Origin of the sequence: Haemophilus parainfluenzae, from assembly GCF_003252725.1 — a bacterium.
GTDB classification, from domain to species: domain Bacteria; phylum Pseudomonadota; class Gammaproteobacteria; order Enterobacterales; family Pasteurellaceae; genus Haemophilus_D; species Haemophilus_D parainfluenzae_L.
In genome coordinates this window covers 471,529-493,590 of the sequence record NZ_QEPO01000001.1, presented here as the reverse complement: position 1 = coordinate 493,590, position 22,062 = coordinate 471,529, and the positions used below count along the sequence as shown (strand labels likewise).

Here is a 22,062-nt window from a genome sequence, read left to right as displayed (position 1 = left end):
TAGAATTGTGAATACTGTTTCCATTTTAGCCTAATTACGATGAATGTAAAACGGGCTTCACCAGCTGATGAAGCCCGATAACCAAATTAAGGCAATTCTGGGAAAAGCATCTTAATCACATTCATTGTCAATCGTCGAGATTGTCCACTAAATGGGAAAATATGCATCATCATCATAGGATTAAAGTTTGCCTCAATCACACCCCACGAATGTAAACTCGGTTCTGCCGGCTGTTTCAAATCAGGAATAATTAAATCTACACCACAAACTGCCGCCCCCATTGCCTTGCTAATCCCTACCGCAATTTCTTTGTAACTGGCATGCATTTCATCCGTCATATCAATAGAATCACCGCCTGTACTAATATTAGAATTCGCACGTAATTGAACAAGTTGCTCTTTTGCAGGAATAGAATTCACGGTTAATCCTTGCTCCTTAAGCTGCAACTGCTCAATATCCCCCAATGCTATTTTTTTCAATGGCGTACGACTGCCATCGCCCCGTAAAGGATGATCATTTTTAGCGGCAACTAATTCAGCAACGGTATGTACGCCATCTCCAATGACATTTGCTGGAACACGTAATAAGACGGCTAACGTTTGATCACCCAGCACAAAGAAACGATATTCAGTGCCAAGTAGATAATCTTCAACCATGATCTCTTTATCTTCACGGAAAGCAATTTCTACTGCTTTTGCAAAATCATCTCGATCCGTTACACCTTGCTGGAAAATACTGATCCCTAAACCAAAATTCGTTGATTTTGGCTTAATCACGACAGCTCGATTCTCAAAAAGTGGGAAATTTTCGACCGCACTTTTCACATCGGTAAACTCGATGCTTTGCGGTACATTAAATCCTGCTTTCGCTAACACTTTCTTCGTCACCACTTTATTTTCCATAATGAGTGGAGAAATATAGCTATCGTGAGAAGTCATATTACCGTTTTTGACATATTCCAAATGATCGCCAAATTGAAGACTGATAAATTGATCGCGTTCATCTAAAATCTCAATCTTTAATCCTTTTTGAATTGCATCAAACAATAACGCCTGTGTGGACAGTTCCATATTATCAAACGCACTTAATGCATAAAAACGTTCAAAGGCTTTTGCTTTATTGGATTGCGCGATATCCGCCCCTAACTGTTGGTAACTGCCAACCTGTTCAATTGCCGCGACTACTTTCGCACAAAGCGTTTGGTTTGGATCCGCAAATTGCCCTAATTTGTCTTTAACAATCGTTTTAATCTCATCACTCACATTAAGTTGTTCAAGCATCTTGAGCATTTCAAGGAGGACTAATTCGCCTTCTACCGCATAAACACTTTGCTCTCTTGGGTCTTCCCATGCGACTTCAGCAAGACGTGCTTTACCTAATTTTACGCCTTCTTGATCAGCGGTATCATTAAGCCATGCCATTAACAAAATAAAATAGTGAATGAATTTTGCATCAGCGAGTTCCATTCCATAAGGTGCAAACGGATTGAGATCAAACAAACGAAATTCTAAATATTGAATTCCTTTTTCAAGTAAATCTCGCGCTTTTTTAGCACCACGCAAACGTACACTCGAGTAAAACTCTTTTTCCGCAATCAAATCACCTGATTTCACCCAGTGTTCTAACGTCTCAACATACTCTTGCAAACTGTCATAAGAGACGTGGATCTTCGGATCATTCACATAACCATATTTCCCTGAACGTAAACTCCGCACATACTGATGCGGTTTAAGGGGTGAATTGCCTCTGAAATATTTTTCCTCTACCGTCGGTGTTGCAGAAAACAAGTAAAGTAAAATCCATTGATAGCGTAAGAAGTTCTTCGCTATTTTTAGGTAAAAATTATTTTGAAAATCAACCGCACTTTGTGTTTCATTTTGTGCATGAAATAAGGCATCAATAAACTTAGGGTCAATTTGAAAATTGTAATGAATACCACTGACCATTTGCTTATATTTACCGTAAGACTGGACTAAATGCTCTCGATAAGCCACATCTTCCTGATTATCTAATTGTGCAACCTTAATGTGTTCTTCTGGCGGTAACCCTGCAGGCATACTAAAAGGAAAAATAAATTCATCCTCTGGTAATGTACGCAAAGTCACTTCATGAATAGCTGAAAGCCACCGTAATGTATCCTCTAATTTCTTCATCGGAGGAGTCACCAATTCCAACTGACTTTCTGCAAAATCTGTTTGAATGTAAGGGTGGAAACGACGATTACCAAAGGCTTTGGGGTGCAATGATGTCACTATTGAACCATCCGCATGCACCCGTTGACTTTCCTTTTCAATCCCAAATGACCCTTGCTGAAATAAGAGCTCTAGGTGATATTGTTTAATGATTTGCTGAATATTCATATCCGTCCTTATTAGAAATTTCTACTAGACATTATGGAGAAAAATCAACATAGGACGAAGTAAAAAAATAGAATGGGATATGAAATTTTGATATAAGAGAAAAATATCTGAGAATTATTTGCATTATCTCTTTTGAATATATTAGAATGAGACAAATTTTATTTTCAGAAAATGGGCGATTTGCCCGATAACATAAAGGAGTTTTCATGAAAATTAAGCACTTCCAAATTGCCGCACTAACTGGCTTAATGGCGTTTGCAGGATTCGCTTCTGCAGATATTACCGTTTACAACGGTCAACACAAAGAAGGTTCTCAAGCTGTTGCTGATGCATTTACAAAGGCAACAGGTATTAAAGTGACCTTAAACAGTGCGAAAAGCGATCAACTTGCAGGTCAATTAAAAGAAGAGGGCGATAAAACCCCTGCTGACGTATTCTTTTCTGAACAAACGGCACCTTTCGCTGCTCTGTCTGATGCGGGCTTATTAGAACCGCTTTCTGCAGATACTATTAAACAAACTGCACACAAGGGCGTTCCTGTTGCACCGAAAAAAGACTGGGTCGCATTAAGCGGTCGTTCTCGTGTTGTGGTTTACGATCACACTAAATTATCTGAAAAAGACATGGAAAAATCCGTGTTAGATTATGCAACACCAAAATGGAAAGATAAAATTGGTTACGTTCCAACTTCAGGCGCATTCTTAGAGCAAGTTGTTGCGATTACCAAATTAAAAGGTAAAGATGCCGCTCTTAAATGGTTAAAAGGCTTAAAAGAAAACGGCAAACTTTATGCGAAAAACAGTGTTGCCCTTCAAGCGGTTGAAAATGGTGAAATACCAGCAGCGTTAATTAACAACTATTACTGGTATACTCTGGCAAAAGAAAAAGGTGCTGAAAACCTCAAAACACGTCTTTATTTTATTCGTCATCAAGATCCTGGTGCATTAGTGACTTACTCTGGTGCAGCTGTATTAAAAGGTTCTAAAAATAAAGAAGAAGCGAAAAAATTCGTTGATTTCTTAGCAAGCAAAGAAGGACAACAAGCATTTGTTTCAGTACGTGCAGAATACCCACTTCGTACCGACGTAGTTTCTCCATTTAACATGGAACCTTATGCAAAATTAGAAGCGCCAGTTGTTTCAGCAACCACTTCTGAAGACAAAGACAACGCAAACAAACTTATTGAAGAAGCTGGTTTGAAATAAGTTTAATTTGCTATGCAATATAGGGCGTGTAATACACGCCCTTCTGTTATTTACTCAACTTACTCTATACTGATATTTTAAAGGATTTTTCTGTGTCTAATCGCCCACCTCGCTGGCTTATAGCCTTAATCGTGCTGATTAGTTTGCCATTATTATTACCTTTTTTATATGTTATTGAGCGTGCTGCAGATGTCGGATTGGCTCGTAGCATTGAATTACTTTGGCGCCCAAGAATGTGGGAATTGCTCAGTAATACCCTACTTTTAATGATATTTGTCACGCTTTTCGCCATTATTCTCGGCACACTATGTGCATTTTTATTAGAACGTTATCGCTTTTGGGGAAAAGGCTTTTTCCAAGTTGCGATGACGCTCCCTCTTTGTATTCCGGCTTTTGTCAGTTGTTTTACGTGGATCAGTCTTACCTTCAGAGTGGAAGGCTTCTGGGGAACCATCGGCATTATGACGCTGAGTTCTTTCCCGCTTGCTTATCTCCCTGTCGCGGCGACCTTAAAAAGACTCGACCGCTCTTTAGAAGAAGTGAGCCTTTCATTGGCGAAAAGCCATGCTTACACATTTTGGCATGCGATTTTTCCACAACTCAAACCCGCCATCGGTAGCAGCGTATTATTAATTGCGCTTCATATGTTGGTAGACTTTGGCGCCGTGTCTATTTTAAATTACCAAACCTTCACTACGGCAATTTTCCAAGAATATGAAATGGCCTTTAATAACAACACCGCCGCCTTACTTTCTGGTGTGTTAATGGTGATCTGTATCTTTGTTGTGATGGGGGAAATTCGTTTTAGAGGCACACAAACACTCTATCAAAGCGGCAAAGGCGTAATACGTCCGTATCCATTGAAAACCCTCTCAGCAGGAAAACAAATTTTAGTCGTAAGCTTTTTCACGACCATTTTTGTGCTCAGTATTGGTGTGCCGATTACTATGCTGATTTATTGGCTAACCGTGGGAAGTTCCATTGAAGGTGCGGTCGATTTTGGGGAATTTTTTACCGCCTTCACAAATTCACTGACTATATCAACACTGGGTGCAACACTTACCGTTATTTGTGCACTACCATTGGTATGGGCTGCGGTACGCTATCGCAGTAAATTGACGATTTGGCTTGATCGAATCCCTTATCTACTTCACGCTGTGCCAGGGCTTGTTATCGCATTATCATTGGTCTTCTTTACCATCAACTATGCCTATTCCCTTTATCAAACCTTTGCCATGGTTATCGTTGCCTACTTTATGCTTTATCTTCCAATGGCGCAAACGACCTTGCGTAGCTCGCTTGAACAAATGTCTAGTAACATTGAAAAGGTAGGGCAAAGCTTAGGCCGTAGCAACTTTTATATTTTCCGTACCTTAGTCATTCCAGCTATGTTACCGGGGATTGCGGCTGCCTTTGCTTTAGTATTTTTAAACTTAATGAAAGAGCTCACCGCAACCTTATTACTGACCCCTAATGACATTAAAACGCTTTCAACTGCGGTGTGGGAATACACCTCTGATGCACAATATGCGGCTGCAACGCCTTATGCCATTATGTTAGTGCTATTTTCAGGGATTCCTGTATTTTTACTGAAACGATACGGTTTTAAATAACGAGAAGATAAAAATGACAACATTACTCGACATTAAAAATTTGAATAAATCCTTTAATGGGCAACAGGTTTTACACAATATCTCTCTGCAATTAGAGAAAGGTGAAATTCTATTTCTTCTTGGCGCATCTGGTTGTGGAAAAACCACCTTATTGCGTAGTATTGCTGGTTTTGAACAACCAACAAGCGGTGAGATTTGGTTAAAGAATCAACCTATTTTTAAAGAAAATCTCAATGTGCCGACCCAGCAACGCAAATTAGGCTATGTGGTACAAGAAGGCGTGCTATTTCCTCATTTAAATGTTTACCGCAATATTGCTTATGGCTTAGGCGATGGCAAAGGGAAAACGGAAGAGGAAAAACAACGCATCGAAGAAGTGATGAAACTCACGGGTATTAGCAGCTTAGCGGACCGTTTCCCTCATCAGCTTTCTGGTGGTCAACAGCAACGTGTTGCACTTGCTCGAGCACTTGCACCAAGCCCTGAGTTAATCCTGTTTGATGAGCCATTTAGTGCGTTAGATGAACATCTAAGAAATCAAATTCGTTACGATATGTTACAAGTATTAAGAGAAAGTGGTTCCTCTGCCGTATTTGTAACCCATGATCGCGATGAAGCACTATGTCATGCTGACAAAATCGCAGTGATTCAAGAAGGGAAAATTCTCCAAATTGCGACACCTAAAACGCTCTATTGGTCACCTCAGTATTTGTCTATTGCTAAATTTATTGGGGACAGCATTATTCTTCCTGCAACATTAAAAAACGATAGCATCGCGACCTGTCAATTAGGTGAAATTGCCATCGAAAATAAAGGAAATGGCCATACGCAAGGGAAAGTGTTATTCCGCCCTGAGCAATTCTCTCTTGCGAAAAAAATCCAAGACCCGACCGCTTCTTTTAAAGGTGAGATTAAGCGAATTGAATCAAGAGGACGAGCTATCAATATTTGTATTGATGTTTGCGGTTATGAATTGAATATCAATGAAGATCTCATCAACGAATACCATACTGACGAACAAGTCACCATGTATTTGTATGGGAAAGGGGTATTCTATAATGACTAAAAAAAGGCGGAACACATTGTTCCGCCTTTTTATATGATTTAATGACCAAGTGATTTTCGCATTTTGATGTTGAGCATTTCAACTACTGTTGAGAAGCCCATTGCAAAGTAAATGTAGCCTTTTGGAATATGAATATCCAAACTTTCAGCAATTAAACTTACTCCAACTAAAATTAAGAATGCTAAGGCTAAAATCTTCAATGTCGGATGGGTATCAACAAAATTACCAATTGGTTTCGCTGCAAACATCATCACACCTACTGCAATCATAATTGCCAAAATCATCACTGGAAGGTGGTTTGCCATCCCTACCGCGGTAATTACTGAGTCTAAAGAAAATACGATATCTAAAATCGCAATTTGGATTAATACACCCAAATAACTGACTTTCTTCTTGTTATTCTCTTCTTCATGATGTGCTTCAGGATGCATCGCCTCTTTAATTTCACCTGTACTTTTCACAATTAGGAATAAGCCCCCAAGGAATAAAATCAAATCGCGACCCGAAATTTCCTGACCAACCAAAGTGAATAGTGGCTCCGTTAATTTCATCATCCAAGAAAGGGAAACAAGAAGTAAAATACGGGTAATCATCGCTAATCCAAGGCCGATAATACGACCAGATTGACGTTGATTCGCAGGTAAACGTCCCACTAAAATACTAATAAAAATAATGTTATCGATACCCAAGACGATTTCAAGTGCGGTCAATGTGAGCAATGAAATCCATGCTTCAGGATCAACAAGCCATTCAAACATAATATGTTCCTATATAAAATCCGAAAGGTTGAAATAATAGACAGTTCGTGTAGAAAATCAAGATTTTTCCTAACTTTTTAAGGTCTCGAAAATCTTTTCGGCTAAGGCTTTAGAAATACCGGGTACAGAGGCGATTTCATCCAATGTGGCATTTTTGACACCTTGCAATCCACCTAAATATTTCAACAAGGCTTGACGTCGTTTAGCGCCTACCCCTTCAATAGTTTCCAATCCACTTTGGGTAAAGGCTTTTTGGCGTTTTTGACGATGACCGTTAATCGCATGATTATGGCTTTCATCTCGAATATGTTGGATTAAATGTAGTGCAAGGCTATCATCCGGCAAATGAATCTCACGATCTTGTTTGCTGATAATCAACACTTCTTGTCCCGCTCGACGATCTACACCTTTTGCCACACCAATTAAGTGCGGTCGATTTTTATCCCATTTTACGTTGAGGTGATGAAAAACCTCTAAGGCACGATTAAGCTGCCCTTTACCACCATCAATAAAAATAATATCGGGAATTTTATCTTCATCAAGATCGCGGTCGTAACGTTTCTTTAAGGCTTGCTCCATCGCTGCATAGTCATCACCACCTGTAATGCCTTCAATATTAAAACGGCGATAATCTGATTTCAGTGGACCTTCTTGATTAAATACCACGCAAGATGCCACGGTTTGATTCCCCATCGTATGGCTAATATCAAAACATTCCATTCGTTTAATTTCAGGCATATCGAGCAATTCGCAAAGGGCTTGATAACGTTCGTGCATTCGAGAAGATTGTTTGAGCTGAGTTGCTAAAGCTGCTTTGGCATTAATTTGCGCTAGTTGTAGATATTTACCTTTATCACCTTTAGCGGATTCTTGTATCACTACTTTTCTACCTGCTTGTTCAGTTAACAGGGCTTCAAGCTCAGCTTTTTCATCTAGTTTATGATCCACAATAATACTATTAGGAATACTTCTTCCCTGATGACCTTGCAAATAAAACTGCCCAACAAACGTCGCCGTTAATTCGGACAAATCAGTATTAGCAGGTACTTTCGGAAAATAACTGCGATTGCCCAATACTTTACCTTGACGAATAAACATCACTTGAACACAAGCTAAACCGTGCTGATACGCAATGGACATAATATCCATATCGTCCAAACGCTCATTGGAAACAAATTGTTTTTCGATAACCGCACGAACCGCTTGAATTTGGTCACGATAACGTGCCGCACCTTCAAAATCTAAATCACGGCTCGCCTGCTCCATTTTGCCGATGAGATAATCTAATACTTGCTGATCTTTTCCTTGTAAAAATAGTCGTGCTAATTCGACTTGCTGATTATATTCTTCATCAGTCACATAGCCTGGCACACAAGGTGCTGAGCAACGCCCGATTTGATATTGCAAACAAGGGCGGGAACGATTGTTATAAACCGAATTTTCACATTGACGAACAGGGAATAATTTTTGCATTAACGACAAGGTTTCACGCACTGCCCCCGCATGAGGATAAGGGCCGAAATATTCGCCTGCAATTTTTTTCGTTCCGCGATAAGAAGTAATACGAGGATGATGTTCTTTCGTCAGTAAAATAAAAGGATAGGATTTATCATCTCGCAATAATACGTTATAACGAGGCTGATAAAGTTTAATAAAGTTATGCTCAAGTAATAACGCTTCAGTTTCAGAAGAAGTAATGGTTGTGTCTATATGATGAATTGACGACACCAAGGCTTCTGTTTTTTTGCTGCTTAAGTTTTTGCGGAAATAGCTGGAAAGTCGCTTTTTGAGATCTTTCGCTTTGCCCACATAAATAACCTGATCTTTATCGTCATACATACGATAAACACCAGGTTCATGAGAAACGTCTGAGAGAAACTTCTTGGAATCAAACATCAGTAAAAACTATGCCAAAATTGACCGCACTTTTTCTAAATCTTCAGCCGTATCAACACCAACAGCAGGCACTTCTTTCGCCAATTCCACATGAATACGCTCACCGTACCACAATACACGGAGTTGCTCTAATTTCTCTAAGTTTTCTAACTGCGTTGGTGCCCATTGCACATATTGTTTAATAAAGCCTGCACGATAAGCATAAATACCAATATGACGGAGATATGCATCAGCCAGTTGCGCCTTTGAAGTATCCGCTAATTGCATAAATTGATCACGATCGTAAGGAATCACTGAACGGGAAAAATATAAAACGTAGCCATCTTTATCCGTAACAACTTTCACAGCATTTGGGTTAAATAACTCTTCCGCTTCGTGAATTTTTACCGCAAGTGTCGCCATATTCACGTTAAACTTCGCTAAATTCTCTGCCACTTGACTCACAATAACAGGTGGAATTAGCGGCTCATCCCCTTGGATGTTTACAATAATTTCATCATCAGCAATACTAAGCTTACTGACCACTTCCGCTAAACGCTCAGTACCAGAATTATGTGCTTCTGATGTCATACAAACTTCTGCTCCAAAAGCTTTTGCTGCCTTTTCAACTTGTTCGTTATCTGTGGCAATAATGACTCGGCTCGCGCCTGATTGTTGAGCTTTCTCAAAAACATGTTGAATCATGGGTTTACCGGCAATATCAGCTAAAGGTTTACCTGGTAAGCGGCTCGATGCAAAACGAGCAGGGATAATAACTGTAAATGACATAATCATTCCTTATTCTTTCAATCTTTCGGCTTTTTCTGCCAACAAAACCGGCACGCCATTTTCAATAGGATACGCCACTTGCTCAAAAGGGCAAATGAGCCGTTGATTTTCTTGATCGTATTTCAATCTTGCCAAACATCGCGGGCAAGCAATCACTTCTAATAATCGAGGATTAAGTTTCTCACACATATTTCACTCGAATAGAGTTAAACTAAATGACGGATTTTTTCCCACAATTGTGGAAGTTTTTGGCCTTGGTTTTCAGCCTCAACAATCTCCGCATCAACTGGAACATACCACCAATTCTCTTTAGCAAAAGCTTGGCATTTTACGGCATCCTTTTCGGTCATAAAGAGCGGTTGGTTTTCAGCGAGTTTTTCTAATAATTGCGGCTCGAAATGTTGATGATCTTGAAAAGCTTTCGTATTTTCTAAACGAATATTTAAATTTTCCAACATTGTAAAAAAACGTTGTGGGTTACCAATTCCCGCGATAGCTGAACCTTGGGAAAATTCACTTAACAAGCGTTTTTCAGCTGTCACTAAATTAATCGCATAATGAGGAACGAGCGTCATAACCGCATCTGAATAAGCATTTTTTCCTCCATTGGTAATCACAAAGTCCACATTTTTTAAACGACTTGGCAATTCACGCAAAGGTCCTGCAGGCAAAACAAAGCCGTTCCCTAAAGCTCGCTCTGCATCCATCACCACAATTTCAATGTCACGTTGCAACTTATAATGTTGTAATCCATCATCCGAAATAATCAGATCGCAATCCTGTGTGTTCAAAAGTAATTCAATCGCTTGTTGACGATTCGGTGAAATCACCACGGGTACACCTGTTCTTTTGGCAATTAAAACAGGTTCATCGCCCCCTTGAACGGGGTCTGTTTCCGGTGTGACAAGTAAAGGATAGGTTTTAGATTGGCTACCATAGCCACGAGAAATCACGCCTACACGTAATCCTTGTTTTTGTAACTCTTCAACTAGCCACACAACGACAGGCGTTTTACCATTTCCACCAACAGAAAGATTGCCGACAATAATGACCGGTTTCGGAGATTTATAAGAGGATAAGATATTCAGGGAAAATAATGCTCGGCGAATTTGGCTAATCAACCAAAATAGCAGTGAAAAAGGAAGGAGTAACCAAGCTAGCTTTGAATTAGAGTACCAAAAAGGCATTTCATTTATCCTATATTGATTTTGGGCGAACACATTGGTTCGCCCTTATTATTTTATCCGCTAAACTGCATACTGTGTAATTGTTTATACGCACCATCAAGCGCTAATAAATCTTGATGTGTACCACGTTCTTTAATTTCACCATGTTCAATGACTAAGATTTCATCGGCATTTTCAATGGTTGATAAACGATGCGCGATAACCAATACTGTACGATCTTTCTTCAGCTCTTCTAATGCAGACTGAATCGCACGTTCAGATTCGGTATCAAGAGCAGACGTCGCTTCATCTAAAATTAAAACCGGTGAATTACGTAATAACGCACGAGCAATGGCTAAACGCTGACGTTGGCCTCCAGAAAGACTCGCACCATTTTCGCCAATTACTGTATCAAAACCTTGTGGAAGCTTCTCGATAAACTCCAGGGCATAAGCTGCTTTTGCCGCTTCGACAATTTGCTCACGACTGTATTTATCTTCTGCCGCGTAAGCAATATTATTGGCAATCGTATCGTTAAATAAATGTACTTGTTGAGAAACGACAGAACAATTCTCACGTAAATTAGATAAACGATAATCTTGAATTCTCACGCCATCTAATAAAATCTCACCTTCATCAATATCGTAGAAACGCGTCACTAAATTGGCAATGGTTGATTTACCCGAACCTGAACGCCCCACTAATGCCACGGTTTTGCCTGCAGGCACATAGAAAGAGATATTATTTAAGGCTTTCTCTTCTTTACCCTCATAGGCAAAACTCACATTTTTAAATTCTAAATCACCTTTTGCGGGTTCGGCTTTATACGTACCATTATCTTTTTCAGTCTCTAAATCTAAGATCGCAAACAATGTCTGACAAGCCGCCATGCCTCGTTGGAATTGTGAGTTTACATTCGTCAAGGATTTTAACGGACGCATCATCGCTAACATAGAAGAAAAAACTACCGTGAAAGAACCCGCAGTTAAATTATCATCAGCAATTAATGGTGTCGTTGCTAAATAAAGCACTGCTGCCAACGCCAAAGAAGCAATCACTTGCACAACTGGATCTGAAATTGCATCAGCAGTTACCATCTTCATACCTTTACGACGCATATCGTTACTGACTTTATCGAAACGCTCTTCCTCCACTAATTGCCCACCAAAAGAAAGCACTACCTTATGCCCTTTCAGCATTTGTTCCGTCGCAGAGGTTAATTCCCCCATGGAATCTTGCATATTTTTACTGAGCTTACGGAAAATCTTAGATACCATGCGAATCAGTACTGCAATAATCGGGCCAATCACAAAAAGCACAAGTGTTAATTCCCAACTGGTATAGAACATCACAACAAGCAACGAAATTAAATAGGCTCCTTCGCGAACAATCGTCACTAATGAACTAGATGAAGAGTTAGCAATCATTTCTGAGTCGTAAGTAATACGAGAAAGTAATTTTCCTGTTGAATTACGATCAAAAAAGCTCACTGGCATAAACATTAAATGTTTAAACAAACGGCGGCGCATAATCATCACTACTTTACCGGATACCCACGCTAGGCAATAAGTAGAGACAAAGTTGGTCACCCCACGCAATATAATCATGCCAACCACAACAAATGCCATCATTTTCAAGAAAGAATGATCGGCTTTTCCGAAACCATCATCAAGCAAAGGCTTAAGCATATAAATCAAACCTGAATCTGCTAAAGCATTAAAAATTAAAGCAAAAGCGGCGACTAATAAGCCTGATTTAAACGGTGAAATCATCGGCCATAAACGCTTAAAAGTTTGTGTGGTTGAGAAATCTTTATCTTGCATAGTTTGTTCTTACATCACATTGTCTTAATAAAAATTGGCTGCATTGTACCTGTTATTTCGGGGATAATCCAATTACACGGGCAAACCAAGGTGAAAAATCTCCTCTCGCCTTTTCAATTTCAATGCCCTTTTCAGTAAAATTTAACCTTATATGACCTGAAATAGCGGTATTTTCGACCGCACTTTGATAACGATTTAACCGTTCAATCACGGTTGGATGAGGAAAATTCCACGCATTCCATCGTCCACTTGAAATTAAGGCAAGATCAGGTTTCGTCAGAGCCAATAAAAACTCGCCTGTTGAAGTTTTACTACCATGATGCCCCACTTGTAACACATTAATTTTGCCTATGTTTTCAGCAAATGCTCTTTCTGTCGCCACATCCGCATCACCGGTTAAAAGGATCTTGTACTGTCCATCTGTTAGTAAAATTACGCAAGATTGCGGATTCTCCGCTCTATCTGTTATTTGCGTTGGTGAAAGAACTTTAAAATCAAGTCCTCGCCACAGCCATTGTTTCCCCTGAAGACAAAAAGTGCGGTGCGTTTCGCCGTAGTTTTTACGAGAAGGTGTAATCAGTTCAATGTCTCGGTATGCGGCTAAAATCGCTTTAGCACCACCTGAATGATCGTTATCATCATGGCTTAAAATCAAAGTTTCAAGCTCAATGCCTTCCCGTTGAAGATAAGGTAATATTTCCAATTCTGCCATGGAAGATGCCCCTATTCCATTCTGCCAAGCAGGCCCTGTGTCATACAACACGCCTTTCCCCTCTTTCACAATTAAGGTTGCTAAACCTTGTCCCACATCTAAGGTATCTAGCTGCCATTTGGGTTTCGTGAAATATCGATATCCTAGCGTACTCATACAAATACTAAAAATAAGAATTATGCCCAATAGCGCTTGTTTATACTCTTTTGCCGATAAGATTTTTGTATGATTTAACGTGAAAAAGCGACTCGATTTTAACGGTGTATTTTTTGTTTGAGCTTGAGATGCAAAATACAATCTACTTAACATTCCGCCAAAAATAAGGCTTAAAAGTGCGGTCAGAATAAGAGATAAATTAATTGAAATCGGCACATATGAGCCTTGGAAAACACGGAGACATTGTGTAATACCTTGAGCAATCGCATTTGAAAAATACCAAGAAGAAAATGCACCATTCGTTAACACCGCAAAGAGAATCAAGGGTACAAGTAAGAAGCTATACAAGGGCACTGCAATTAAATTTGCTAAGAACCCATTTAATGCCAAGCCATTAAAAAAGAAAAGCTGAATAGGTGTGAATAAAATCAACAAACCAATCTGCAAATGAAACAATCCTAAAATCCACCGCACTTTGCGGGATAATTTTTGATGTTGCCATTCAATGATTGATAAGGGAACATATCGGTACCATACAATCAAACAGGTAACAGCACCAACTGAAAGCCAAAAGCTAACCGAAAGTGGCATAAGCGGATCACAAAAAAGCAAAAATGCCACCACCAAACACAGCATTTGCGAAGGCGTGTAATATCGTCGAGAACATTGAAGGATTGCAATAAAAAGCAATGCCATCATTGCACGAAAGGTCGGTAAACTAAATCCGGCTAAATAGGCATAACCTAAAGCAATCAACACACCAAAGCAAAGCGGAAACCAGGGCGAAATAACGCGTGTAGGCAGTGCAAATTGCAAAAATCGAGCAAAGAAAAATCCTATCCCCATTGCTAAACCGATATGGAGTCCTGAAATAGCAATCAAATGTGCTGTATTCGTTTGCTGATAAATCAGCCACGTTTTATTATCCAACCAAGCTCGCTCACCGAATGCCAATGCGATAAGTAAACCTTGTAAAGAAAGCCCTTCCGTCTGTTTGAGACTATTCTGTAGAAAATCTGTGCGATAAGAAAAATCTTCACTCATTTTGACCGCACTTTTCACATTCCCTACGGCAATAATTCTTTTGGAAAAATACCATTGCTGTCGATCAAATCCCCCATGGTTTAATCTCGCCGAAATAGGACGAAGCTTTACATCCGCCCGCCAAATTTCACCTACTTGTGGTTTTTCTGGTGCTCTCCAATTAATAAAAATTTGTTGTTCTTTCCCATCAAATAAAGAGGCCGTAGCAACCAACGTTTGATAATCTTGCTGATGAAAAATTTCTGAGATGTGGAGTTCTAACGTGATTTTATTCGGTAAACTTGAAATTCTCTCTGCTTGTCCCAATAACGATAAAGCGGGTGAATGTGCATAAGCTAAAGTAATCAAAAACAAGATACCGCTCATAAAAAAATTTCTGGCTTTAAAATAATTGAACCAATGGAAACAAAATGCGGTCATAACCAACAATAAAATGCTCAGCCCTGCTCGTTGCCAGGTAAACAGTAAAAAATCAGGCACGATAAGCAAAGAAAAGGCTGAAATGATGAGCATGATGCACAGTTGAAATAACGTGAGTTTCATTTGGAGTGTGATTTATAGCGAGAAAATAAGGCAACCTAGCCTTAACCTCATAAATAAACAAATAATTACGCCATTTTTTGCGATCTCGATCGCAAAATTTAAATTTCCAGGTTAAATTTATTTGCTAAATAGATGAAGTTCTGCTATTTATATCGCCCTTAAAATAACTAGGTTCTTATGTCAGCTATTTTTAGCAATAAGAACTAATCACAAAAAACAAGACAGGACGTCATTAAATTCTGTACTATTATTAGGAGTTATCAATGTCTAAGGCATCTCTAAGTTTGCTGGATTTAGCCGGTGTTACACCTTATCAACCAAAGAAAGGTGAAGAATACATGAATGAAGATCAAATTCTTCATTTCAGAAAAATTTTAACTGCATGGCATGAGCAAATTGTGGAAGAAGCATCAAGAACTGTTGCTCATATGCAAGATGAAGCTTCAAACTTCCCAGATCCAGCAGACCGTGCGACCCAAGAAGAAGAATTCAGTCTTGAATTACGTAACCGCGATCGCGAGCGTAAATTAATGAAAAAGATTGAATACACATTGAAAAAATTGGACACCGATGATTTCGGTTACTGTGATTCTTGTGGGGAAGAAATTGGCATTCGTCGCTTAGAAGCACGTCCTACTGCTGATCTTTGTATCGATTGCAAAACCCTTGCTGAAATTCGTGAAAAACAAGTCGCAGGTTAATTGATTCAAATAACCCAACGAAAAAGTGCGGTCAAAAACAACCGCACTTTTCGTGTTTTTATCAAATGCGCATTTAACATAGAGAATGGAGTAAATTATTCTTACTTATATAAAAAATTTATTTGGTAAAAAAACTAAAAAAGAAACTGAAACCAATATAAATTCCCCCGTCCAAAAAACGGCGCCAAAAACTGAAAAACCAAACGTTTCAAAAACAGAGCGTTCACAACCCAAGATCGCCCAGTCCTCTTCTCACCACAAAAAAACCAACACCCAAGCGCATCGTCACGACAAACATATCGTTAAAGCCTCTCATTTTGGTATTAACCCACGTATGTTTAGCCGTAATGCCATTACCGTGGTAGAAAAATTGCAACGCCAAGGTTATGACGCTTATATCGTTGGTGGTTGTTTGCGTGATTTATTGTTGGGCAAACATCCAAAAGATTTTGATGTAGCAACAAATGCACGTCCCGACCAAATTCAAGCGGTATTCCAACGTCAATGCCGTTTAGTCGGTCGTCGTTTCCGCCTTGCGCATATTATGTTTGGTCGTGATGTAATCGAAGTGGCCACATTCCGTGCTAGCCATTCGGACGCGCGCAGCGAAAATCAAGCAAAACAAAGCGATGAAGGGATGTTATTACGTGATAACGTGTACGGCACCATTGAACAAGATGCGGAGCGCCGTGACTTCACCGTAAATGCCCTTTACTACAATCCGCAAGATAATACATTGCGTGATTACTTCAATGGGATTGATGATCTGAAAAACGGAAAATTACGTCTGATTGGTGATCCGGTGACCCGCTATCAAGAAGATCCCGTGCGTATGTTACGCTCTGTGCGCTTTATGGCGAAATTGGATATGTTCTTGGAAAAACCAAGTGAACAACCCATTCGTGAGCTTGCACCATTGCTGAAAAATATTCCACCGGCGCGTTTATTCGATGAAAGCCTAAAATTATTGCAGTCTGGCAATGGCGTAAAAACTTATAAATTACTTCGCCAATATGGCTTATTTGAACAGCTTTTCCCAAGCTTAACACCTTATTTTACCGAAAAAGAAGACAGCCTTGCAGAACGCATGATTTTAACTTCGTTAAATTCAACTGATGAACGTATTGCCGACAAATTACGTATCAATCCAGCCTTTTTATTTGCGGCATTCTTCTGGTATCCATTACGCGAAAAAGTGGATGTGCTGAAAAATGAAGGTGGCTTAAACAATCACGATGCCTATGCCCTTGCGGCAAATGAAGTGCTTGATCAATTATGCCGATCATTAGCCGCACCTCGTCGTCATACATCCGTTATTCGTGATATTTGGATGTTGCAATTACAATTGCTTAAACGCACGGGTTCTCACCCTGCTCGCACGATGGAACATCAAAAATTCCGTGCGGCCTTTGATTTATTGGCGATGCGTGCCGAAGTGGAAGGTGGTGAAACCGTTGAATTGGCAAAATGGTGGCATGAGTACCAACTGAGCAATCAAGAACAACGTCGCCAGTTGGTTCAAGAACAACAAAAATTGCATCCTGCACCGAAGAAAAAATATTATCGAAGACGTAAACCTAAGGCGGCTAACTAATGGTTCAAGTGTATATCGCCCTTGGCAGCAATTTAAATACGCCGACAGAACAATTAAATTCCGCATTAGAGGCAATTTCTGCGCTACCTAATACCGAATTAAAATCGGTGAGCGGATTTTATCAAAGCAAACCATTAGGTCCGCAAGATCAACCTGACTATGTAAATGCGGTGGCTATGATCGAAACCACTCGCCCACCTTTAGCCTTACTCGATGAATTACAACGCATTGAAAATGAACAAGGTCGCGTGCGTTTACGTCGTTGGGGGGAGCGTACACTGGATTTGGATATTCTGCTTTATGGCGATCAAATCATTCAAAATGAACGCTTAACCGTGCCTCATTACGATATGAAAAATCGCGAATTCGTGATTGTGCCGCTTAATGATATCGCACAAGATTTGGTTTTACCGGAAGGCGAAAAAGTCGCAGATTTGGTGAAAGCCTTTGAAAATCATCAAATGCATAAAATCAAAAACAGCGAGAAAATTGACCGCACTTAACTTAAAACAAAGGGCTGATATTCACTATCAGCCCTTCTTTTTTGCCTATCAAATTAGGCAGCAACGGAAACAAAGATTTCTGTGCCGATAATCACACAAATAAAACCAACCAACATTGGGACAGACATACGTTTTACGATTTCAAATGGTGAGATGTTTCCCATACCGGATACTGCTACAACCACGCCAGAAACCGGTGATAAACCACGACCTAAGTTAGAGGCTTGTAACATTGGAATGGTTAAGAATGCTGGGTTGACGCCCATTTGTGTGGCTAATTTAGGAATTAATTCTGCAAAAGCGTAGAACGCCGCGTTACCTGAACCGGTCGCCATGGTGGCTAAAATGGTAATCACCGCAAGCACTAACATCATAAAGAAGGCTGAACCGCCGAAGGTTTGTGCTGAGTCGATTAAATTAGTGATAAAGCCGATTGTACTTAAACTTTGTGCAAATACACCTGCCGCCACTAAAAGCATCACCACACCCGCAAAGGCATCTGCCATACCGCGATATGCCACAATGAGATTATCGAAGGTTTGTTTTGCGTTAAAGCTACGTAAGAAATCTACCGCAGCAGTAATGATAAAGCAAAGCACCATCACGGTAACGATGTGTAAATTTGGTAAGCCCCATTTACCATCAAAAATCAATACGCCAATAATGGGTAATAATGGCAAAATCGCGTAGTAGTTTGGTGCTGTGGTTTTAATTTCATCTGCATTAATGCGTTCTACTTGCACACCTTCTTTTTTATCTAAATAACGCTGCCAGAAGAAGTGTGCTACAGCAATCCCTAAAATCGCAAAAATCGAAACCGGCAATGCGGTACCAAAGGCAAACTCACCTAAAGGAATTTTTGAAATTTCAGCCGAAAGCACCACGTCGCCTGATGTTGGGGAAAGGATAATGGAAATTGGCGATGCGCAAATTGCAGCCGCTGCCCCACGTGAAATCCCCACGTTTACCATCACAGGGAATAATGTCGCCATTAATAACACGCCTAAACCTGTTGCAGATGACACAGCAAAAGACATCAAACATGCAAGGAAGTAAGCAAACACCATTAAAATATAAGGTGAACGAATGTTTTTCAGTGGTTTTGACACCAATTTCACCACCACATCATTCGCGCCAAGATGGGTCATATACACAGAGAAACCACATAACACCATAATCATCAAGCCTAAGCCGCCGCCACGATTACCGAGTAGATATTTCACATATTCTAAAATATCAAAATAAGTAGAACCGGTACTTTTCACACCATCCGGTAAAATCGAATGCCCCATCAGCACTGAAATGAATAACAAGACCAAGCCACCGAACATCAATACGCCTGTCGCTGAATAGCCTTTCACGATGTAATATGCCACCAAGACAATGGCAATCAAACCTATTATCAGATCCATAATTTACCTCTTTATTAAAATAATAATATCAGCAAGATAGCGATTGAATTGGCACTTGTAAATCAGTTCAATACGAAAATTTGAGGTAGATCACAAAAAGAGTTTTGGGGAGAAAGTGCGGTTGGTTTTAGAGCATCTTTAAAGCAAAAAATCTTGCGAAACCAACCACACTTTTAGTTTATTATTAGAACAATAGAACCGTATAAGAAATTATTTATTTCTAAATGGATTTTTGGAATGACAAACTTTAGAACTATCTCTTAAAGCTCTAATAAAGAAATCTTCATACTGAGATGCTCCAATTGATAAATATATTTTATCTATATACTCTCCAATTGCCTCTTCATATTTTAAATACATTGATTTCTCATTTACATTTGAAACAATTCGCTTATCAAATAAATTTGTTATAAAAAATATTCTACATTCCTGCTCATCCTCAAATGCGGCATGTTTAACTAAAAACCTTAAGGGTAATAAAATATAATTAATCACATCAAACACATCATCATTAATATTATTTTTAATTATATTTCTTAATATAGACTTAATCTTATTAAGGTTATTTTTTGTTTCTATAGTTTTCTCATTAATAGTTCTTAAATAATCATTAAAATCCTTAGAAGACATTCCCCTTCTATAGAAATCAATCTCATTTCTCTTAGCTAATTTAATATAGTCGGATTCCTGATCTATATATATACACCTATAAACTGGTAGTTTTTTTATTTCATTATTATTAGCATTTGTATTTTCTTCTAAATAAGGTAAAGAAATTGGCAACTCTTTTCCTTCATAGTCAATAAAGTTATAAAATTCTGAATATTCATCAAAGAAATCTTTTCTTAAAACAATACTTACTCCTGAAGCTTCTTGGTTATTTTCTTTTCCATATAATCTAAACTGATTTAAGCTATCATGATTAAATGTAAAACAGCTAATAAATGAAGCAAGGCCAATTTCTCGATTAGGAAATCCTAGATAATCAAATAAAATTTTACCCTCTTTTGGATCATTTACATTTTTTATAGTACTTAAACGTAAGTTCGATGGCTGTTTATCATCACCTGAAAATCCTAATAATGAGAACGCTGTACTAGGTCTTGTATAATGGCAAATACAATCCTCATTCTTATTATCTAATTTTAAGCTATTTAAAATAGAAACAACTATTTCTTTTAAATCTTTTAATATTTCAATAAATTCATTTGAAGATTCTAAAATTCTTATAAAACACTCACTTTCATAACTATGAACTTTTTTAGAATATTTAAAATAAGTCATTGCATCAGAATATTTACCTTTGCAAACCAATATACTTCCAATTATAAATCTTGCTCTACAGAAAAAATATTCACTATCTTCTATCTTTATATCCAACAAGACCTTTATTGCCTCGTCAGATCTTTTTTGTTTATCTAGTAAAAGACCTAAATTAACACTTGCTCTTGCAAATTCTTTTGGAGAATCGTCTCTACCAACCTCTGAATAACTCTTCTCTGCAGCTTTATATTTTCCACGCTTGTTTAACAAATATCCTAAATTATTTCTTGCTCTAGCAAAGTGTTCTTTGTCATCTTCTTTTTTGACATTTAGATAAGCTTTTTTTGCCTCTTTATATTTTCCCCAATCACTATATAGAATTCCCAAATTCATTTGAGCAATTGCAAATAAACTCTTATCATCGTTACGCTCAACTTCTTTATAAACCAGCTCAGCTTCCTCATATTTTCTTCTTTTTTTTAATAATACACCTAAATTAATTCTAGATTTGGCATATTGTATTTTATCATCTTCTCTTCTAACCTCTTGATAGACTTTCTCTGCCTCTATATTTCTATTTAACTTACTTAATAGCACTCCTAAATTAATACTTAGAATAGCAAAATCTTTTGGAGAGTCCTCTCTAACAACTTCTCGATAAACTTTTTCAGCCTCTTCATATTTCCCGAATTTCTCTAATAATCTTCCTAAATTATTCCTTGATTTTGCAAAATATTCTCCACTATCCTCTTTTTGAATTATTCTATGAATTAGTTCTTCTTCTTTGTATCTTTCTTTTCTATTTAATAATTCACTTAATAAAAACATTGCCATAGCAAAACATTCTTTATTATCCTCTTTTTTTACTTTTAAATAAGCCTTTTCTGCCTCCTCAGATTTTCCCCATTCATCATATAAAATACCTAATTTCATTTGAGCAATGGCAAATAAACTCTTATCATCTTTTCTTCTTACTTGCTTATAAACCTGCTCAGACTCCTCATATCTTTTTTGTTTTTTTAACAGCACCCCTAAATTAATTCTAGATTTGGCATATTGTAATTTATCGTCCTCTCTTTTTACTTCTTTATAAACTTTTTCTGCCTCTATATTTTTGTTTAACTTGCTTAATAGAAGTCCTAAATTAATGCAGAGCATAGCAAAATCTTTTGGAGAATCGTTTCTAATAACTTCACGATAAACCATTTCAGCCTCTTCATATTTCTCTAGTTTTTCTAATAATCTGCCTAAATCATTTCTTGATTTTACAAAATATTCACCAATGTCATTTTTGTTGATTTCTCTATAGTACCTTTCTGCATCACTATATAAACCTAATTTTTCTGACAAAACGCCCAATTGTAATCTAGACTCTAAGAATTTATTTTCATCTGAATTAATCCTTGATATATTTTTTAATTCTATAATTTTACTTTTAATATTTTCATTATTTAATAAATCATTATTTATTTTGTTCAT

General features: G+C 38.3%; 16 protein-coding genes. 6 read left to right on the top strand and 10 right to left on the bottom strand.

Going from position 1 to position 22,062, the window contains the following annotated elements; translation table 11 throughout:
* Positions 1-86 precede the first annotated feature (86 nt).
* Complete coding sequence (gshAB, locus tag DPV85_RS02470; protein WP_111326857.1) at positions 87-2,360, bottom strand: bifunctional glutamate--cysteine ligase GshA/glutathione synthetase GshB; 2,274 nt, start codon at positions 2,358-2,360, stop codon at positions 87-89.
* A 206-nt stretch (positions 2,361-2,566) separates the two neighbouring features.
* On the opposite strand from gshAB, the gene DPV85_RS02465 reads away from it, so the two are divergent.
* The 3 genes from DPV85_RS02465 to DPV85_RS02455 all read left to right on the top strand — a co-directional run bounded on the left by DPV85_RS02465 (position 2,567) and on the right by DPV85_RS02455 (position 6,244).
* Positions 2,567-3,565, top strand: a complete 999-nt coding sequence (locus tag DPV85_RS02465; protein WP_111326855.1) for an iron ABC transporter substrate-binding protein — start codon at positions 2,567-2,569, stop codon at positions 3,563-3,565.
* 92 nt (positions 3,566-3,657) lie between these two features.
* Positions 3,658-5,178, top strand: coding sequence for an ABC transporter permease (locus DPV85_RS02460; protein ID WP_111326853.1), 1,521 nt, complete (start codon positions 3,658-3,660; stop codon positions 5,176-5,178).
* Between the two features lie 13 nt (positions 5,179-5,191).
* Positions 5,192-6,244 (top strand): ABC transporter ATP-binding protein, encoded by a 1,053-nt coding sequence (locus tag DPV85_RS02455; RefSeq protein WP_111326851.1) that lies wholly within the window; start codon positions 5,192-5,194, stop codon positions 6,242-6,244.
* Positions 6,245-6,282: 38 nt separating this feature from the next.
* On the opposite strand, the gene DPV85_RS02450 is transcribed toward DPV85_RS02455, so the two are convergent.
* From DPV85_RS02450 to DPV85_RS02420, 7 genes are all read right to left on the bottom strand, one after another.
* The gene (locus tag DPV85_RS02450; protein WP_049365379.1) at positions 6,283-7,002 is read right to left on the bottom strand and encodes a TerC family protein; all 720 of its coding nucleotides are present in this window, start codon (positions 7,000-7,002) and stop codon (positions 6,283-6,285) included.
* A gap of 69 nt (positions 7,003-7,071) precedes the next feature.
* Positions 7,072-8,898, bottom strand: coding sequence for an excinuclease ABC subunit UvrC (gene uvrC, locus DPV85_RS02445; RefSeq protein ID WP_111326849.1), 1,827 nt, complete (start codon positions 8,896-8,898; stop codon positions 7,072-7,074).
* A 9-nt stretch (positions 8,899-8,907) separates the two neighbouring features.
* On the bottom strand, positions 8,908-9,666 hold the full coding sequence (gene kdsB, locus DPV85_RS02440; protein ID WP_049365377.1) for a 3-deoxy-manno-octulosonate cytidylyltransferase: 759 nt from the start codon (positions 9,664-9,666) through the stop codon (positions 8,908-8,910).
* Between the two features lie 9 nt (positions 9,667-9,675).
* A complete protein-coding gene (locus DPV85_RS02435) occupies positions 9,676-9,855 on the bottom strand; it encodes a Trm112 family protein (protein ID WP_111326848.1) in 180 nt (59 codons plus the stop codon).
* A 17-nt stretch (positions 9,856-9,872) separates the two neighbouring features.
* The gene (gene lpxK, locus DPV85_RS02430) at positions 9,873-10,853 is read right to left on the bottom strand and encodes a tetraacyldisaccharide 4'-kinase (RefSeq protein ID WP_111326846.1); all 981 of its coding nucleotides are present in this window, start codon (positions 10,851-10,853) and stop codon (positions 9,873-9,875) included.
* A 53-nt stretch (positions 10,854-10,906) separates the two neighbouring features.
* Positions 10,907-12,655: a lipid A ABC transporter ATP-binding protein/permease MsbA gene (gene msbA / locus DPV85_RS02425; protein WP_111326844.1), complete on the bottom strand. Its 1,749-nt coding sequence runs from the start codon at positions 12,653-12,655 to the stop codon at positions 10,907-10,909.
* Positions 12,656-12,707: 52 nt separating this feature from the next.
* The gene (locus DPV85_RS02420; protein ID WP_111326842.1) at positions 12,708-15,110 is read right to left on the bottom strand and encodes a DNA internalization-related competence protein ComEC/Rec2; all 2,403 of its coding nucleotides are present in this window, start codon (positions 15,108-15,110) and stop codon (positions 12,708-12,710) included.
* A 263-nt stretch (positions 15,111-15,373) separates the two neighbouring features.
* Here DPV85_RS02420 and dksA point away from each other — a divergent pair, with 263 nt between their 5' ends.
* From dksA to folK, 3 genes are all read left to right on the top strand, one after another.
* Positions 15,374-15,811 (top strand): RNA polymerase-binding protein DksA, encoded by a 438-nt coding sequence (dksA, locus tag DPV85_RS02415; RefSeq protein ID WP_049370154.1) that lies wholly within the window; start codon positions 15,374-15,376, stop codon positions 15,809-15,811.
* 235 nt (positions 15,812-16,046) lie between these two features.
* Positions 16,047-17,405: a polynucleotide adenylyltransferase PcnB gene (pcnB, locus tag DPV85_RS02410; protein WP_207798031.1), complete on the top strand. Its 1,359-nt coding sequence runs from the start codon at positions 16,047-16,049 to the stop codon at positions 17,403-17,405.
* Entirely contained in the window at positions 17,405-17,908 is a 504-nt protein-coding gene (folK, locus tag DPV85_RS02405; protein ID WP_014065105.1) for a 2-amino-4-hydroxy-6-hydroxymethyldihydropteridine diphosphokinase, read from the top strand. Before pcnB ends, folK begins: the two co-directional genes overlap by 1 nt.
* A gap of 53 nt (positions 17,909-17,961) precedes the next feature.
* Here the strand turns inward: folK and dcuC are convergent, their stop codons facing one another.
* Both dcuC and DPV85_RS02395 read right to left on the bottom strand, forming a co-directional pair.
* Positions 17,962-19,320, bottom strand: coding sequence for an anaerobic C4-dicarboxylate transporter DcuC (gene dcuC / locus DPV85_RS02400; protein ID WP_111326838.1), 1,359 nt, complete (start codon positions 19,318-19,320; stop codon positions 17,962-17,964).
* Positions 19,321-19,530: 210 nt separating this feature from the next.
* Positions 19,531-22,062: a tetratricopeptide repeat protein gene (locus DPV85_RS02395; RefSeq protein ID WP_111326836.1), complete on the bottom strand. Its 2,532-nt coding sequence runs from the start codon at positions 22,060-22,062 to the stop codon at positions 19,531-19,533.